This is a genomic window from Streptomyces sp. DSM 15324 (genome assembly GCF_001514285.1).
GTDB lineage: Bacteria > Actinomycetota > Actinomycetes > Streptomycetales > Streptomycetaceae > Streptomyces.
Genome location: NZ_KQ949031.1, coordinates 173,054 through 189,029, shown reverse-complemented (window position 1 = coordinate 189,029; position 15,976 = coordinate 173,054). Strand labels below are relative to the sequence as shown.

Genomic DNA, 15,976 nt, shown 5'->3' with positions numbered 1-15,976 from the left:
TCCGCCGGCGGCGGACGTCAGAAGGTCAGCACCGGCTTGACGGTCTTGCCCGAGGTCATGTCCTGGACCGCCTGTCCGATGTCCTCGAAGGCGTAGGTGCCGATCAGCCGGTCCAGCGGGAGCCGTCCCGCCTTGACCAGTTCCACCAGGGCGGGGATGAAGGTCTGGGTCTCGCTGTCGCCGAGGGTGAGGCCGACGACCCGCTTGCCGCCGAGCAGCCCGTTGACGTCCAGGGCGACCTCGCTGCCGAACGGCGGTGCGCCGACGACGACCAGGGTGCCGCGGGCGGCGAGCGCGTCCACCCCCTGGCGCAGTACGGCCGTACTGCCCGTGGTCTCCACGATCCCGTCGGCGCCCCGGCCGCCGGTGATCTCGGCGACGGCCTCGCCGAGCGTGACCTGTCCCGCGTCCACGGTGTGGGTGGCGCCCACCTCCTTCGCGAGCTCGAGGCGTTCGGCGACGCGGTCGACGGCGATGATGGTGGTGGCGGGGCCGAGGGCGGCGGCCATGACGGCGGAGAGGCCGACGGCTCCGGCGCCGAGGACGACGACCGTGTCGCCGGCGGTGGGGCGCAGGACGTTCCAGACGGCGCCGACCCCGGTCTGCACACCGCAGCCGAGCGGGGCGATCGAGGTCAGGGGGACCTCGGGGTCGACCTTGACCAGGCTGCGCTCGTCGACCAGGGCCCGCTCCGCGAAGGAGGACTGGCCGAAGAAGTGGCCGCCGAGCGGCTCGCCGTCGCGGCTGATGGTGCTGGTGCCGTCGGCGCGGCGGCCGCCGATGAGGTTCAGCGGCAGCCAGCTCGCGCAGTAGGCGGGGTGGCCGCCGTGGCAGTTGCGGCACTCGCCGCAGGAGGTGAAGGAGAGGACGACGTGGTCGCCGGGGGCCACCCCGGTGACGGCCGCCCCGACCGCCTCCACGACCCCCGCGCCCTCGTGGCCGAGGACGCCCGGCAGCGGGAAGGGCAGTCCGCCGCTCTGCACCCCGAGGTCGGTGTGGCACAGGCCGGCCGCCACCAGCCGGACCACCGCCTCGTGCGGGCCGGGCTCGGCGAGGACGACCTCGGAGAGGGTGAACGGCGCTCCGGCTGACTCGACGACGGCCGCGCGCGTGGTGATGGACATCGATGGAACTCCCTTGGCCGGGCGGCTGGTTCAGTCGAGTGAGACGACGACGGACTTGACCTTGGTGTAGGAGGCGAGCGCCTCGGGGCCGTACTCGCGGCCGAAGCCGGAGTCCTTGACGCCGCCGAAGGGGACGGCCGGGTCGAGCATGGCCCAGTCGTTGACCCAGACGATGCCGGCCTGGAGGCGGTCGGCGATCCGGTGGGCGCGGGCGAGGTTGCCGGTCTGCACCCCCGAAGCCAGGCCGTACGGGGTGGAGTTGGCGAGGGCGACCGCCTCGTCCTCGTCGTCGAAGGGCTGGACGGTGAGGACGGGGCCGAAGATCTCCTCCTGGACGACCCGTGAGTCGTTCGGGAGGTCGGCGATGACGGTGGGCTTGTAGTAGTAGCCGCCGTCCAGGTCGAGGCGCTCACCGCCGCAGACGATCCGGGCGCCCTCCTTGCGGGCGAGGTCGACGTACTCCTCGACCTTGCGCAGGTGCTTCTCCCCCGCCATGGGTCCGACGACGGTCTCCGCGGCGCGCGGGTCGCCCACGGGCACCCCGGGGACGGCCTCGGCGAGGATGTTCAGCAGGGTGCTGTAGACCGGGCGGGCCACCAGCAGGCGCGGGCCGCCCATGCAGAACTGGCCGCTGTTGAAGACGAAGCCCTTGATGACCGCGCCGACGGCCTTCTCCAGGTCGGCGTCCTCGAAGACGAGGTGCGCGGCGTTGCCGCCGAGTTCCATGGTGACCTGCTTGAGGTTCTCACCGGCGATGCCCGCCACGTGCCGGCCGATCGCGGTGGAGCCGGTGAAGGCGACCTTGTCGACGCCGGGGTGGCGCAGCAGCGCCTCGCCCGCGACCGGGCCGGTGCCGGTGACGACGTTGACGACGCCGTCGGGCACCCCGGCCCGCTGGAGCAGTCCCGCCATGTACAGCGCGCTCAGCGGGGTCTCGTCGGCGGGCTTGTGGACGACCGTGTTGCCCGCGGCGAGGGCCGGGGCGAGCTTCGAACCGGCCAGGATCAGCGGGAAGTTGAACGGGGTGATGGCGGCGACGACGCCGATCGGGCCCCGCTGGGTGTAGGCGAGGGCGTTCATCGGGATGTCGCGGTTGCCGCCTTCCAGGGAGAAGGCGAGCGTGGCGTAGTACTCGTAGTCGTTGGCCGCGTTGGTGACGTCGACCGCGTGGGCCAGGGTGATCGGCTTGCCGACGTCCAGGCTCTCCAGCCGGGCGATCTCGTCGGCCTCCTCGCGGATCAGCTGGGCCACCCGCAGCAGGATCCGGCCGCGCTCGCGGCCGCTGAGCCCGGACCACCGGCCGGAGTCGAAGGCCTCGCGGGCGGCCCGCACCGCGGCGTCCACGTCGGCGGCGCCCGCCTCGGCGACGGTGGTGACGACCGCGCCCCGGGACGGGTCGACCACCTCGGTCCGCGCTCCGTCCGCGGCCTCGCGCCACTGTCCCCCGATGAACAGTCGACCGGGGTCGATCTCGAAGGTGGTCATCGCCACTCCTCAGCATCGTTGCCAAGTTTTCAAATAACAGGATTCCTGTTGGTCCGAGTCTCATTACGGACAGGTTTCCTGTCAATGGTCTACGCTCGGACTCATGGCCGGCACCCAGACGACCCAGGCGGCGACCTCCGCGCGCCCGCCCCACAAGGCTCCCCCGTCCCTGCTCTACATGGTGAAGCAGGTGGAGCTCGTCGTGCGATCCCGGCTGGACGAACTCGTCAAGCCGTCCGGGATCACCGCCCTGCAGTACACGGCGCTGACCGTCCTGGAGCGGCACGACGGACTGTCCGCCGCCCAGCTGGCCCGGGACTCCTTCGTGACCGCCCAGTCCATCGCCGATCTGGTGCGCTCCCTGGAGAGCCGCGGCCTGATCCGCCGCGAGCGCAATCCGCGCAACCGGCGCGAGCTGATGATCCTGCTCACCGACGACGCGCGCGCACTGCTGGAACAGTACGCGCAGCCCGTCCGGGAGCTGGAGGAGCGGATGGTGCGAGAGCTCACGGCGCACCAGACGGAGCAGTTCAGGACAGCCCTGTCCACGGCATGGCAGGCCCTCTCGTAAGCTTCTCGCACCCCTTCGCTCACGGCGCGAAAAAACTCGGTCGAGACACGCCCGAATTTCGAAGACATATGTCAATCGAACATGCTGAAATTCACTCCATCGGGGGTACCTTGCTGGGGCGGGGAACTGCTGTGCGCTGCCCCCGCGTTGGAGGCTCCCGACCGGTGGAGCGGGTTGGAGGCGATGTCGTCGTGCAGCAGGAACCCGCCGCGGACACCCCGCACCTGGGCGTCCGGCAGGAGCGGGGGTACACGGTGCTGGAGTTCCGCGGCGAGATCGACATCGTCGCGGCGACGGAGATCGGTCCACGGCTCGACGAGGCAACCGCCGGGCCCGCCCCGCGGGTGGTCATCGACCTCTCCCGGATCGACTTCTTCGACTGCTCCGGACTGCGCCTGCTGTACCGGGCCCGTCGCCGGGTGCTCGACCAGGACGGCGAACTGCGGCTGGTCTGCACCCACCCGCTGGCCCTGCGCGTCCTCAGGGCCACCGGCCTGCACCGCTTACTGCCGCCCGCGACGACACTGGACGCGGCCCTCGGGCAGCCCGAGGCCACGTCCGGCACCTTATGACCGCACTCCCCGGCCCTACCGCACGATCCTCGTGACCTGTCCGGCCCCCACGGTCCGCCCGCCCTCGCGGATGGCGAACTTCAGCCCCTCCTCCATCGCGATCGGCTGGATCAGTTCCACCAGCATGGTGGTGTTGTCGCCCGGCATGACCATCTCGGTGCCCTCCGGCAGGGTCACCACGCCCGTCACGTCCGTCGTACGGAAGTAGAACTGCGGGCGGTAGTTCTGGAAGAACGGCGTGTGCCGGCCGCCCTCGTCCTTGGACAGGATGTACGCCCGCGCCTCGAACCGGGTGTGCGGGGCGACCGAGCCCGGCTTGATCACCACCTGGCCCCGCTCCACCTCGTCCCGTTTGACCCCGCGCAGCAGCAGACCGACGTTCTCCCCTGCCCGGCCCTCGTCGAGGAGCTTGCGGAACATCTCCACACCGGTGACCGTGCTCCTCGTCTTCCGCGGGTGGATGCCGATGATCTCCACCTCGCTGTTGACCCGCAGCGTGCCGCGCTCGATGCGGCCGGTGACGACCGTCCCGCGCCCGGTGATGGTGAAGACGTCCTCGATCGGCATCAGGAACGGCCGGTCCACGTCCCGCTCCGGTTCCGGCACCGCCTCGTCGACCGCGTCCAGCAGGTCCAGCACCGACTGCGTCCACCGCGGGTCGCCCTCCAGGGCGCGCAGCGCGGAGACCCGTACGACGGGCACCTCGTCGCCCGGGAACTCGTACTCGGTGAGCAGTTCGCGCACCTCCAGCTCGACCAGCTCCAGGATCTCCTCGTCGTCGACCATGTCCGTCTTGTTGAGGGCGACGACGATGTACGGCACACCCACCTGCCGGGCCAGCAGCACATGCTCCTTCGTCTGCGGCATCGGCCCGTCCGTGCCGGCGACCACCAGGATCGCGCCGTCCATCTGCGCCGCGCCGGTGATCATGTTCTTGATGTAGTCGGCGTGCCCGGGGCAGTCCACGTGGGCGTAGTGCCGGCGCTCGGTCTGGTACTCCACATGGGCGATCGAGATGGTGATGCCGCGCTGCCGCTCCTCGGGCGCCTTGTCGATCTGGTCGAACGGGGTGAACGGGTTCAGCTGGGGGAACTTGTCGTGCAACACCTTGGTGATGGCTGCCGTGAGGGTCGTCTTGCCGTGATCGATGTGCCCGATGGTGCCGATGTTGACGTGCGGTTTGGTCCGCTCGAACTTCGCCTTCGCCACTGCGAGCCCTCCCTGGTCACATGGGTGACGACATGCGCGTATCCACTCCTTCCTGTCTATTCGCTGCGGGCCGCGTCGAACAGGGCGCTCACGGACTCACCGTTGTGAATACGGCGCACGGCCTCGGCCAGGGCGGGGGCGATGGACAGGATCCGCAGCTTGTCGGTGTGCTCCTCGGCGGGCACCGGCACGGTGTTGGTGCAGACGATCTCCAGGACGTCGGGCTGATCGCTGAGCCGTTTGAGGGCGCCGGCCGCGAACAGACCGTGGGTGCAGGCCACCCGGATCGAGCGCGGCTGGAGCTCCCGCAGCCGGTCGAGGAGTTCGAGGACGGTACTGCCCTTGGCTATCTCGTCGTCGAGGACGATGACGTCCCGGCCGGTGACCTCGCCGATCAAGGAGTTGATGCTGACCCGGTCGTCGGCATAGCGCTGCTTCGCGCCGGCCGCCACCTGGGCGCCGATCATCCGGGCGAAGGCGGCGGCCTCCTTGGCGTTTCCTAGGTCGGGCGAGACGACGGTGGTGGAGGTCAGGTCGTAGCGGCGGAAGTGGGCCGCCAGCTCGCGACGGGCGTGCAGGTGGTCCACGGGCATCGAGAAGAAGCCGTGCACCTGCGGTGAGTGCAGGGTCATGGTGAGAACCCGGTGGACCCCGGCCGCCGCCATCAGATCGGCGACCAGACGGCCGCCCAGGGAGATCCGGGGCGCGTCCTTCTTGTCGGAGCGGGCGTAGGAGTAGTGCGGCATGACCACGGTGATCCGGCCGGCGGAGGCGCCGCGGGCCGCGTCGCACATCAGCAGCAGCTCCACCAGGTGCTCCTGCACGGGCTTGACCAGGGGCTGGACCAGGAAGACGTCCCTCTCCCGGCAATTGGCCTGGAGCTGGACCTCCAGGCAGTCGTTGGCGAACCTGCTGAGCCGGGTCGGGCTCAGCGGCACGCCCAGATGGGAACAGACCTCGGCGGCCAGCTCGGGGTGGGCGCTGCCGCTGAACACGGAGATGTCTCGCACGAAGGACTCCTCGACCAGGTCCGTCTGGAGGGGATCTCTCACGGGATCTCTCATGCTACGGACCCCGCCGAACCGTGCGGCCGGGCGGATGGGCCGACCGGGTGAGCACGACCTGCCCGCTCGTCGCGCCCCCGACGGGCCGCGGCCATCATGGCCCACGGCCTCGCTTAGTGTCACAGATCGTCAACAAGGCGGTGCGGCAAGGGCTTTGCCGGGAATCCGTCTCGACAGGAAGGAGGGCCGTCGCCATGACGACTCCCGTCAAACGCCTCCAGGGGCGCATACCCGGCTGGGCCAAGGTACTCATCGCGGTCGTGGTCGTACTCACCGTGATGTTCGCCGGGATCCGGCTCAGCCTGCTGCCCGGGCTGCGCGAGTTCTTCGGCACCGAGACCAAGGACCGCTCGGGCCCCGCCCTGCTCAAGTCCATCCAGGACATGAGCCGTTACGACGCAGCCTCCGGCAACTTCCAGGTCGTCGTGGACCTGGAGAAGGACGCCAAGTACCTCCCGGACGCCCTGCACGGCACCCGCACGCTGTACGTGGGGGCGGGCACCGTGGAGGCCTACGTCGACCTCGGCAGGCTGGGCGACGACGACGTGACGGTCGACGGCGACCGTACGTCCGCCACGCTCCGGCTGCCGCACGCGCAGCTCGGCAAACCGGCACTCGACCCGGACCGCTCCTACGCGGTCTCCAAGCAGCGCGGTCTTCTCGACCGCCTCGGCGATCTCTTCTCGGACAACCCGAACAGCGAGCAGGCCGTGCAGAAGCTCGCCGTGAAGCACATCGCACAGGCGGCGAAGGACAGCGAGCTGACCTCCCGCGCCGAGACCAACACCACCGACATGCTGGAGGGTCTGCTGCACTCCCTCGGCTTCACGGAGGTCAAGGTCACCTACGGGCCCTGACCGGCCGAGCGGTGTTCCCACGGGCCGTGCGCATCCTCGGGGCGTCAGCGGGTAACCGCCCTACGACGCAGGTAAGTTGAAGACTGGAGGACAGCATGGCCCGTGCAGCCTCACGCCCACGCCCCGTGTTCCGCCTGCGCCCGCCCAAGGGCGAACAGCCACCGGACGCGTCCGCGCCCGCCGCACCGGCGGCACCTCGCAAGAAGGCGGCGCTCTGGCGGAGGGTCGTGTCCCGGACGAAGGCAGCGCCCGGGAGGACCAGCGCGTCCGGGAAGAAGGCGGCGCCCGGCAGGAAGGCGGCGCGCAAGGAGAAGGCGCCGGCGCGTTCCGGTCCCCGCCCGATGCCCTTCCCGTTGCGGCTCCTCGCGATGCTGTTCGCCTTCGCCTTCATGGTGGGGTTCGCCGTCGTGCTGGCGCGGCTGACGCTGGAGCCCTCCCCCGCCTCCGAGGCGCTCGTGCACTCGAATCTGCACCCGGGCCGGTCGCTGCGGGCCTATCTGGACCAGCCCGCGCTGCGGGACGCGGTCAAGCAGATCGGCGGGAACGTGCTGCTCGGAGTGCCGTTCGGCATCCTCGTGCCGGTGCTCGCGCCCAAGGCCCGCGGCATGCTGCGGGTCCTGGTGCTGACGGCGTCCGTGATGCTGCTGGTGGAGTTCGCGCAGGGCGCGCTCATCACCGGGCGCGCCTTCGACATCGACGACGTCATCCTCAACACGACCGGCGCGCTCGTCGGTTACCTGCTGCTCGGACGCCGGATGAGCCGCGCGGTGCACGCTCCCCGGCCCCGGCGGCGGGCTTCCTAGTGACGCGGTTTCCAGGTGTACCTGTCGCCGCCCACCCAGCGCACGACATTGGGGTCGTCGAGGTCGTGGACGGTGATGCCGAACGCGGCGGCCGTCTCCAGGACGTCGGTGACGGTGCGCGCGGAACCGACCACTTCGCCGTCGATTTCCACGATCCGGAACGGGGGCGTACCCGGCTGCACCCCGAGCACCATGATCCGTGGCTGGTTCAGAAAGGGGCTCGCGACTTCGGTCATGACTAGAGCCTAAAGCGCAACCATCCGTCATGAATCATCAGGAATCACCCAGCGGGGCCACCGCCCGTCGTGCGCCGGGCGCCGCGCTGGGCAACGCTGGAGCGAGGAGGTGGCCATGGATCCGCTGGATGCCCTGGACCGGATCGCCTTCCTGCTGGAGCGGTCCCTGGCGCCGACGTACCGTGTGAAGGCCTTCCGTACGGCCGCCCGGGTGCTGGCGGAGCTGCCCGAGGGCGAGGTGGCCGAGCGGGCCCGCTCCGGCACGCTGGAGTCGCTGAAGGGCGTGGGGCCGAGAACGGCCCAGGTGGTGCGGGAGGCACTGGCCGGCGAGGTGCCGTCCTACCTGCGGAAACTCCAGGAGGAGGCGGGTCGGCCGCTCACCGACGGTGCCGGCGGGCCGCTGCGGGCCCTGCTGCGCGGCGACTGCCATCTGCACTCCGACTGGTCCGACGGCGGCAGTCCGATCGACGAGATGGGCCGGACGGCGGCGGCCCTCGGCCGCGAGTGGGCCGTGCTGACCGACCACTCGCCCCGGCTGACGGTCGCCCGGGGGCTCTCGCCGGAGCGGCTGCGCGCCCAACTGGAGGTGGTCGAGGAGCTGAACGCGTCCTGGGCGCCGTTCCGGCTGCTGACCGGTATCGAGTGCGACATCCTGGAGGACGGCTCCCTGGACCAGGAGCCCGAGCTGCTCGACCGGCTGGACGTGGTCGTGGTGTCCGTGCACTCGAAGTTGCGGATGGAGAAGCGGGCGATGACCCGGCGCATGCTGAAGGCCGTACGGGATCCGCACGCCGACATCCTCGGGCACTGCACGGGGCGGCTGGTGCAGGGGCGGGGGCGGCCGGAGTCGGAGTTCGACGCGGACGAGGTGTTCGCGGCGTGCGCCGCGTCCGGCACGGCCGTGGAGATCAACAGCAGGCCCGAGCGGCTGGACCCGCCCCGGCGGCTGCTGACGCGGGCGGTCGAGGCGGGGGTGCTGTTCTCGGTCGACACCGACGCGCACGCCCCCGGCCAGCTGGACTGGCAGATCCTCGGCTGCGCGCGGGCCGAGGAGTGCGGGGTGCCCGCCGACCGGATCGTGACGACCTGGCCGGTGGACCGGCTGCTGGAGTGGTCCCGGACGGACGTCTCCGCTTGACTTCGAGCGCACTCCAATTCGTAGCGTTCCGACCATGAGCAACAGCGACATGAGCCACAGCACCACGAGTGAGGGCCGCACCGCGCAGCACAAGATCGGCTCGGGCTTCGATGCCACGAGCACCGCCGACGACGTCCTGCGGGGCGTCGATCTGAGCGGACGGCTGGCGCTCGTGACGGGCGGCTACTCCGGACTCGGCCTGGAGACCACGCGGGGGCTCGTGGCGGCCGGCGCCCGGGTCGTCGTACCGGCGCGGCGCCCGCGGACGGCACGGGAGAACCTCGACGGCATCGGCGACGTCGAGGTGGACGAGCTCGACCTCGCCGACCTGGACAGCGTGCACGCCTTCGCCGACCGCTTCCTCGCCTCGGGCCGCACGCTCGACCTGGTGATCGACAACGCCGGGATCATGGCCTGCCCACAGACCCGGGTCGGGCCGGGCTGGGAGGCGCAGTTCGCCACGAACCACCTCGGTCACTTCGCCCTCGTGAACCGGCTCTGGCCGGCGATCGAGCCGGGCGGGGCGCGGGTGGTGTCGGTGTCCTCGCGCGGCCACCACTTCTCCGGCATCCGCTGGGACGACGTCCACTGGCGGCGGGACTACGACAAGTGGCAGGCGTACGGGCAGGCCAAGACGGCGAACGTGCTGTTCGCCGTGCACCTCGACGCGCTCGCCCGGGACCGCGGTGTACGGGCCTTCGCGCTCCACCCCGGTGGCATCCTCACGCCCCTCCAGCGGCATCTTCCGAGGGAGGAGATGATGGCGAACGGCTGGATCGACGAGGACGGCAACCCGATCCCGCAGCCGGGCTTCAAGACGCCGGAGCAGGGCGCGGCGACCCAGGTGTGGGCGGCGACCTCCCCGCAGCTGGACGGCATGGGCGGCGTCTACCTGGAGGACTGCGACATCGCCGAGCCCGCTCCGGAGAGCGGCGAGCGCACCGGGGTGAAGGCCTGGGCGACCGACCGTGAGCAGGCGTCCCGGCTGTGGGACCTCTCGGCCGAGCTGACCGGGGTGAACGCGTTCGCCTCCTAGACCTCGCTCCCTTGACCTCGCCTCCTAGACCCCGCCTCCTGACCTCGCCTCCTGGGCTGGTCTCCCGGGCGCCGGGCGCGTGCCGGGTCGCCGTGCGGGGGTACTCGGCGGTCGTCTCGTGCAGGACCGTCGAAAGGAGCCGAAGGTGAGCAGCTCAACGGGCGGCGATGTCGTCGTCACCGGGGCCACCGGGAACGTCGGCACGAGTGTGGTGCGTCTGCTGTCGGAGGATCCGGGCGTCGCCTCGGTGCGGGGCCTGGCCCGGCGGGTGCCGGAGTGGGCGCCGCCGAAGACGGAGTGGACCGGGGTCGATCTGGCGTCGGAGGACGTCAGCCTGGTCCCCCTGTTCGAGGGCGCGGCGGCGGTGGTGCACCTGGCGTGGGCGTTCCAGCCCACGCACGACCCGGCGGTGACCTGGCGGACCAATGTGCTGGGCAGCATCCGGGTGTTCGAGGCGGTGGCCGCCGCGCGGGTGCCGGTGCTGGTCCACGCCTCGTCGGTGGGGGCGTACTCGCCCGGTCCCGAAGGAGCACGCGGTGGACGAGTCCTGGCCGACGCACGGCTGGCCGGACGCCGCGTACTGCCGGGAGAAGGCCTATCTGGAGCGGGCCCTGGACATCTTCGAACGCGATCATCCGCAGGTGCGGGTGGTGCGGATGAGGCCGGCTTTCCTGTTCAAGCGGGAGTCGGCGAGCGAGCAGCGGCGGATCTTCGGCGGCCGGTTCCTGCCGGGCCAGGCGGCCCGGCCCGACCTGCTGCCCTTCCTGCCCGACATCCCGGGGCTGCGGGTGCAGGCGCTGCACACGGACGACGCGGCCGAGGCGTACCGGCTCGCCCTGCGCACCGAGGTCCGGGGCCCGTTCAACCTCGCGGCCGAGCCGGCCGTGGACGCCGGTCTGCTGGGCGAGATGTTCGACGCCCGCCCGGTACGCCTCCCGCGCACGGCCGTGCGCTCGGCCGTCGCCGCGGCGTGGAACCTGCGTCTCCTTCCGGCTTCCCCGCATCTCTTCGACGCGGTGCTGCGCCTGCCCCTGATGGACTGCACCCGTGCCCGCACCGAACTCGGCTGGCGCCCGGAGCGCAAGGCCACGGAGGTGCTCCGGGAGTTCCTGCAGGGCCTGCGGTCCGGGGACGGCGGGCCGACGGTGCCGATGCGGGGGCGGACGGTGGGCTGAGGCGGCCCGTCCACCGCGGGGGCGCGCCTTCCCCGGGTTCCGGCTCAATCGGACGGCTCGTCGGGGACCGGCTGCCCGGGGCGTGCGCGGGCCGGGCCGGGGGCTCCCCGGCGGCCGGTGCCGGCCTCGTCGGTGTCGGGGAGTTCGGCGTCGGGCAGATCGGGGGTGGTGACGTCCCAGGGGTCCTCGCCCGGGCGGCTCTGCTGGTCGGGCAGGTCTCGGGGGACCGGAGGGCCCGTCTCGCCAAGACCCTCTTCTCGGTGCGCGGCCACGGTGTGCTCCCTTCGTGCGCCCTTCGCGGGGCGATGGCGGGTACCTCGCCGGCGGGCGGTCAAACGTCAGTGCGGGATGCGCTCCTCCAGGGCCGCGTGCCAGGCCGGCCGGGGAAGGACGGGCCCGGGTTCGGGGCGTCGGCCGCCGTGCGCGAAGAAGTCCGCGAGCGGGAGGATCGCCGCGCCCACGGTGACCGCGTCGGGGCCGAGCCTGCCGAGGTCGACGGTGACCCTGCGGGCGGGATGGCCGAGGGAGTAGGCGGTGGCGTGACGGCGTACGGCGGGCAGCAGACGGGCGCCGAGCTGGAGACCCGCCCAGCCTCCGATGAGGATGCGCTCGGGCCGGAAGAGATTGATCAGGTCGGAGAGGCCGGCGCCCACGTACTCGGCGGTCTCCTCCAGGACGGCGCGGGCGGCGGGGTCGCCCTCGGTGCCGTCCTCCGGGTGGGCGGCGGCGAGCATCGCGGCGAGGGCGCCCTCCTCGTCACCGTCCGTGGGCGGCCGGCCTCCCTCCTCTCTCCAGCGGTCGAGGAGTGCCTCGGCGCCCGCGTACGCCTCCAGACAGCCGAGGGCGCCGCAGCGGCAGCGACGGCCCCGGACCCGGACCGTCAGATGCCCCCATTCGAGGGCCCGGCCCTGGTCCGCCTCGGGGGTGACCAGGCTGGCGCCGACGCCGGAGCCGAAGAGGACCACCACGGCGTTGCGGGCACCGCGTCCGGCGCCGAACCACATCTCGGCCTGGCCGAGGGTCCGGGCGCCGTTGTCGATGAAGTACGGGACGCTGTCGGGCAGCGGCGAGCCCTCGCGCAGCAGCGCCTCCAGCGGTACGGCGTCCCAGCCGATCGTCTGCCCGTGCACGACGGCGCCGCCCTCGGGGGTGTGCTCGACGATGCCGGGGACGCCGATGCCGACGCCCAGGAGCCGTTCGGGGGCGAGTCCGGCCGTGGCCAGCACCTCGGCGACACCGTCCCGGATGTGACCGACGATGCCCTCGACCTCGTACCGCCCCTGCTGCAACGGGCGTTCCGCGCGGGCGAGTTCGGTGAGGGTGAGGTCGAACAGCTCGATCCGCACCCGGGTCTCGCCGACGTCCACGCCGATCATGTGGCCGCTGCCGGGGGCCACGCGCAGCAGGATGCGGGGGCGGCCGCCGTCGGAGTCGACGCTGCCGGCCTCCTCGACCAGCCCGTCGGCGGCCAGGTCGGCGACGACGTTGCTCACGGAGCCGGAGCTGAGGCCGGTGGCCGGGCCCAGCTCGAAGCGGCTGAGGGGGCCGTCGAAGTAGAGCCGCTGCAGGACGGCCGTGCGGTTGGCCCGCCTGAGATCGCGTACCGTACGCCCGTTCCGCCCCGTCATGACGCTCCTTTCGCACCCTGCCCGTTCTGCAACATACCCTCGGGGACGGGCCGGGCGCGACTTCCTCCAACCCTTAGTTCACGATGCGAGACAAGCTGGGGGCACGGTCGAGATCGGCCCGATGACGGGCGACCGCGCCCTCGGTCCTCTCGGCGGTGCCCGCGCCCGGGGGTGCGCCGAAGCGGGCGAGGGTGTGCCAGAGCATCTTGAGGTCCTGCGGGTCGGCCCGCCCCTCGCGGACGGCGTCACCGATCACGCGCGGGTCGACCACCGCCCCCTCGGCGATCCGCGCGCCCAGCTCGGCGTACGCACGGCCCCGGTATGCGGCGTTGCGGTACAGCTCGGCGACGGTGATGCGGTAGCCGGGGTGCCACTCCACCGGGCAGGGCAGGGCACCGGCCGCCTCCTCGACCGGGGTGCCGCGGTAGCTCGGGTCCAGGACCAGGGCCTCGACGTCCCGGGCGAGATCGACACCCCCGTGCACATGGGCCTCGACGTAGTCGTTGAGGGCGTCCCGCTCGTCGGACTCCGCGAGGGCGATCAGGGGCATGGCCGCGACGACACCGAAGGCGACGGGCTCGGCCGCGCTGTCGGGGTAGCAGAAGGTGGCACGGGTGAGCGCCGCCGGGCGCAGCCGCAGGTGTGAGGAGCCGAACCTCGGTGCGGCGCCGACGACTTGGCGCCGGAAGTCGAGTGCGCCGTACACCGGTCGCTCGCGCGGGTCCGCGTCGTCGTACACCCCGCCGAAGATCCGGCTCTCCCAGCGCCACCGGTCCCCGCCCGGGTGGGCGGTGAGGCCGCCGTTGCTCGTGCCGGTGACGAACTGCGAGCGGTAGGCGCCGTCGCGGGCGAGTGCGGCAAGGATCGGCAGACCGCCCGCCTCCCGGTCGGGAGGGAAGTTCAGCGTGATCCGCAGGCCCGGAACGAGGGCGGGACCGATGGAGCGGGCGGCGACATGCCGCAGGGCCGTCCGGGCGCGCGAGGACGGAGGGACGTGCGGGAAATCCACTGGCTCTCCCCGGTGAGGCTACTTACCCTAGGTTGTGACCTAGAGGTCCTAGGTTCAGGCACAGGCACAGGCACAGGCACCCCAGGAGGCTCCCCATGAGGCCACTCACCGAAAGCGACATCCGCAGCTCGTTCGTCAACTGCTCCAAGGGAGAGGCCGGACGGCTGTACGTGCCCCGTGAGCTCGAGCAACTCCCCTGGTCCGCGCTCGACTTCCTGGGGTGGCGGGATCCGGGGGCGCCCGATCGGAGTTGTCTCGTCGCCGAGCGGCAGGGCGAACTCGTCGGTGTGACCCTGCGTCTGCCGTCCTCGCGGCGGGGGCTGCCACAGCGCAGCATGTGCTCGCTGTGTCTGACCACGCACCCCGGTGGCGGGGTCTCGCTGATGACGGCCCGCAAAGCGGGCGCGGCCGGCCGCGAGGGCAACTCGGTCGGCCTGTACCTCTGCACCGACCTGGCCTGTTCCCTGTACCTGCGCGGCAGGAAGGTCCCGGCGTCGGGGGGCAGGCTGGAGGAGAGCCTCACCCTGGACGAGCAGATCGCCCGCGCGACGGGCCGCCTGTCGGCCTTCCTCGACCAGCTGTACACATGAGGGCGCGCCAACCCTCCCCTCGACCGGATGGCGGAACACCCGGTCCCTGAGGACGAAGACCCGCGTCGCCCCGCCTCACCCGTGGAAACCATCTGCCGACCGCCGTCCAGGGGTGCGGATGATTCGAGGAGTGAGACGGGGATTCCCCGCACCGCGTTCCACGGCACCCTGGATACAGAAGGAACGTTCGAGCACCGTGGGGAAGGGGAACTGGTCCGGGAATGCGAGAGGTAAGTCAGCGAGCGACGCCGTTCGTACGGTTTCTGCGACGTCATCGGGAACCCGCGGTGGTCCAGGCGTTCCGCTCCGCCGCGGCGGCGACGATCGCGTACGTCGTCGCCCTGCGGCTCAGCCCCGAGGCGGCCCCCCTCACCGCACCCCTGACCGCGCTGCTGGTCGTCCAGGTCACCTTGTTCGCCACGCTCACCAACAGCATCCGGCGGGTCAACTCGGTGGTGGCGGGCGTCCTGGTCGCCATCGCCTTCAGCCAGCTGGTCGGGCTGACCTGGTGGAGCCTCGCGCTGCTGATCGTGGCCTCGCTGGCGGTCGGGAACCTGGTCCGGGTCCACGAGTACGTGCCGGAGGTGGCGATCAGCGCCATGCTGGTGCTGGGCGTGACCACCGTCGGCGACACCGCCTGGGCGCGGATCGTGGAGACCCTGATCGGCGCGGTCGTCGGCCTCGCCATCAACCTGCTGCTGCCGCCCCCGGTGTGGATCGAGGAGGCGGGCGATTCGATCGAAGGACTGGCTCGCCGGCTGCGGCGGCTCATGCTGCGGGTCGGCGAGGAGGCGGCCGGCCGCCCGGCGGTCGAGGAGGCGGCCGCCCGGCTGCACGAGGCGCGCCGGCTCGACCACGACATCGTGGAGGTGGACGCGGCACTGCGGCAGGCCGAGGACAGTCTGCGGCTCAATCCCCGGGTCCGGGAGGGCCTGCTGCACCGGGTGGTGCTGCGCACCGGTCTGGACACCCTGGAGATCTGCACGGTCGTCCTGCGGGTCCTGGCGCGCACCCTGACCGACCTCGCCAAGGAGCGCGAGCCCGATCCGCTGTTCCCGCAGGAGACCGGCGAGGTCGTCGAGCGGCTGCTGTCGGAGATCGCCGACGCGGTCGTCAGCTTCGCGGTACTGGTCACCACGCATGTCAGCCTCAACGCGGACGCCGCCGAGGCCCGGCTCACCGCGGAGCTGCGGCAGGCCGCGGCCACCCGTGACAAGCTCGCCCAGCTGCTGCTGGAGCGGCTCCAGCACGACGCCCGGCAGTGGCAGCTGCACGGCGCCCTGCTCACGGAGGTGAACCGGATGCTCGACGAGCTCGACACCGAGCACCGCTCGCGCCGGCTCCTGGAGGAACTGGACCGGGTCTCCGCCGAGCAGCGGGCGCGGATGCCACGGCTGACCCGGCTGCGCGAGCGCCTCGGCATCCAGGACGAACTGTGGCGGAACCGCACGGGGATCGGCGGGCGTTCTTTCTGAGGGA

General features: G+C 71.9%; 16 protein-coding genes and 1 pseudogene. 9 read left to right on the top strand and 8 right to left on the bottom strand.

Translation table 11 applies throughout. The features are described 5' to 3' along the window. Positions 1-17 precede the first annotated feature (17 nt). Together AQJ58_RS26995 and AQJ58_RS26990 are read right to left on the bottom strand one after the other, a co-directional pair. Positions 18-1,124: an NAD(P)-dependent alcohol dehydrogenase gene (locus AQJ58_RS26995; protein ID WP_067254676.1), complete on the bottom strand. Its 1,107-nt coding sequence runs from the start codon at positions 1,122-1,124 to the stop codon at positions 18-20. Between the two features lie 30 nt (positions 1,125-1,154). Further along, the gene (locus AQJ58_RS26990) at positions 1,155-2,609 is read right to left on the bottom strand and encodes an aldehyde dehydrogenase family protein (RefSeq protein ID WP_067254674.1); all 1,455 of its coding nucleotides are present in this window, start codon (positions 2,607-2,609) and stop codon (positions 1,155-1,157) included. A 103-nt stretch (positions 2,610-2,712) separates the two neighbouring features. On the opposite strand from AQJ58_RS26990, the gene AQJ58_RS26985 reads away from it, so the two are divergent. Both AQJ58_RS26985 and AQJ58_RS26980 read left to right on the top strand, forming a co-directional pair. After that, positions 2,713-3,180, top strand: a complete 468-nt coding sequence (locus AQJ58_RS26985; protein WP_067254671.1) for a MarR family winged helix-turn-helix transcriptional regulator — start codon at positions 2,713-2,715, stop codon at positions 3,178-3,180. A 191-nt stretch (positions 3,181-3,371) separates the two neighbouring features. Further along, a complete protein-coding gene (locus AQJ58_RS26980; RefSeq protein ID WP_067254669.1) occupies positions 3,372-3,752 on the top strand; it encodes an anti-sigma factor antagonist in 381 nt (126 codons plus the stop codon). A gap of 15 nt (positions 3,753-3,767) precedes the next feature. On the opposite strand, the gene tuf is transcribed toward AQJ58_RS26980, so the two are convergent. Further along, the gene (gene tuf, locus AQJ58_RS26975; RefSeq protein WP_067254667.1) at positions 3,768-4,961 is read right to left on the bottom strand and encodes an elongation factor Tu; all 1,194 of its coding nucleotides are present in this window, start codon (positions 4,959-4,961) and stop codon (positions 3,768-3,770) included. A 56-nt stretch (positions 4,962-5,017) separates the two neighbouring features. Beyond that, positions 5,018-5,971 carry a ribose-phosphate diphosphokinase gene (locus AQJ58_RS26970; protein WP_067255151.1) on the bottom strand — a complete coding sequence of 318 codons (954 nt, stop codon included), beginning with the start codon at positions 5,969-5,971 and terminating at the stop codon, positions 5,018-5,020. Positions 5,972-6,219: 248 nt separating this feature from the next. On the opposite strand from AQJ58_RS26970, the gene AQJ58_RS26965 reads away from it, so the two are divergent. Both AQJ58_RS26965 and AQJ58_RS26960 read left to right on the top strand, forming a co-directional pair. Further along, positions 6,220-6,882 (top strand): DUF4230 domain-containing protein, encoded by a 663-nt coding sequence (locus AQJ58_RS26965; protein ID WP_067254664.1) that lies wholly within the window; start codon positions 6,220-6,222, stop codon positions 6,880-6,882. A gap of 95 nt (positions 6,883-6,977) precedes the next feature. Further along, the gene (locus AQJ58_RS26960) at positions 6,978-7,685 is read left to right on the top strand and encodes a VanZ family protein (protein ID WP_234360312.1); all 708 of its coding nucleotides are present in this window, start codon (positions 6,978-6,980) and stop codon (positions 7,683-7,685) included. Here AQJ58_RS26960 and AQJ58_RS26955 read toward each other — a convergent pair. Further along, the gene (locus tag AQJ58_RS26955; protein ID WP_067254662.1) at positions 7,682-7,921 is read right to left on the bottom strand and encodes a hypothetical protein; all 240 of its coding nucleotides are present in this window, start codon (positions 7,919-7,921) and stop codon (positions 7,682-7,684) included. The two genes, AQJ58_RS26960 and AQJ58_RS26955, sit on opposite strands and share 4 nt — an antisense overlap. Before the next feature lie 115 nt (positions 7,922-8,036). Between AQJ58_RS26955 and AQJ58_RS26950 the strand changes: the two genes are divergently transcribed. The 3 genes and pseudogenes from AQJ58_RS26950 to AQJ58_RS26940 all read left to right on the top strand — a co-directional run bounded on the left by AQJ58_RS26950 (position 8,037) and on the right by AQJ58_RS26940 (position 11,270). Continuing rightward, positions 8,037-9,059 (top strand): PHP domain-containing protein, encoded by a 1,023-nt coding sequence (locus tag AQJ58_RS26950; protein ID WP_067254660.1) that lies wholly within the window; start codon positions 8,037-8,039, stop codon positions 9,057-9,059. Positions 9,060-9,093: 34 nt separating this feature from the next. Then, complete coding sequence (locus AQJ58_RS26945; protein WP_234360311.1) at positions 9,094-10,095, top strand: SDR family NAD(P)-dependent oxidoreductase; 1,002 nt, start codon at positions 9,094-9,096, stop codon at positions 10,093-10,095. A gap of 145 nt (positions 10,096-10,240) precedes the next feature. Beyond that, positions 10,241-11,270 (top strand): annotated as a pseudogene (locus tag AQJ58_RS26940) (SDR family oxidoreductase). A gap of 44 nt (positions 11,271-11,314) precedes the next feature. On the opposite strand, the gene AQJ58_RS26935 reads toward AQJ58_RS26940, so the two are convergent. From AQJ58_RS26935 to AQJ58_RS26925, 3 genes are all read right to left on the bottom strand, one after another. Next, positions 11,315-11,542, bottom strand: a complete 228-nt coding sequence (locus AQJ58_RS26935; protein WP_067254655.1) for a hypothetical protein — start codon at positions 11,540-11,542, stop codon at positions 11,315-11,317. A 66-nt stretch (positions 11,543-11,608) separates the two neighbouring features. Beyond that, the gene (locus AQJ58_RS26930) at positions 11,609-12,898 is read right to left on the bottom strand and encodes an ROK family transcriptional regulator (protein ID WP_067254653.1); all 1,290 of its coding nucleotides are present in this window, start codon (positions 12,896-12,898) and stop codon (positions 11,609-11,611) included. Positions 12,899-12,971: 73 nt separating this feature from the next. Then, on the bottom strand, positions 12,972-13,907 hold the full coding sequence (locus tag AQJ58_RS26925) for a DUF3626 domain-containing protein (RefSeq protein ID WP_067254651.1): 936 nt from the start codon (positions 13,905-13,907) through the stop codon (positions 12,972-12,974). Positions 13,908-14,002: 95 nt separating this feature from the next. Here AQJ58_RS26925 and AQJ58_RS26920 point away from each other — a divergent pair, with 95 nt between their 5' ends. Together AQJ58_RS26920 and AQJ58_RS26915 are read left to right on the top strand one after the other, a co-directional pair. Continuing rightward, on the top strand, positions 14,003-14,497 hold the full coding sequence (locus tag AQJ58_RS26920) for an FBP domain-containing protein (RefSeq protein WP_067254648.1): 495 nt from the start codon (positions 14,003-14,005) through the stop codon (positions 14,495-14,497). A 221-nt stretch (positions 14,498-14,718) separates the two neighbouring features. Beyond that, positions 14,719-15,972, top strand: a complete 1,254-nt coding sequence (locus AQJ58_RS26915) for an FUSC family protein (protein WP_067254647.1) — start codon at positions 14,719-14,721, stop codon at positions 15,970-15,972. The last annotated feature ends 4 nt before the right edge of the window (positions 15,973-15,976 follow it).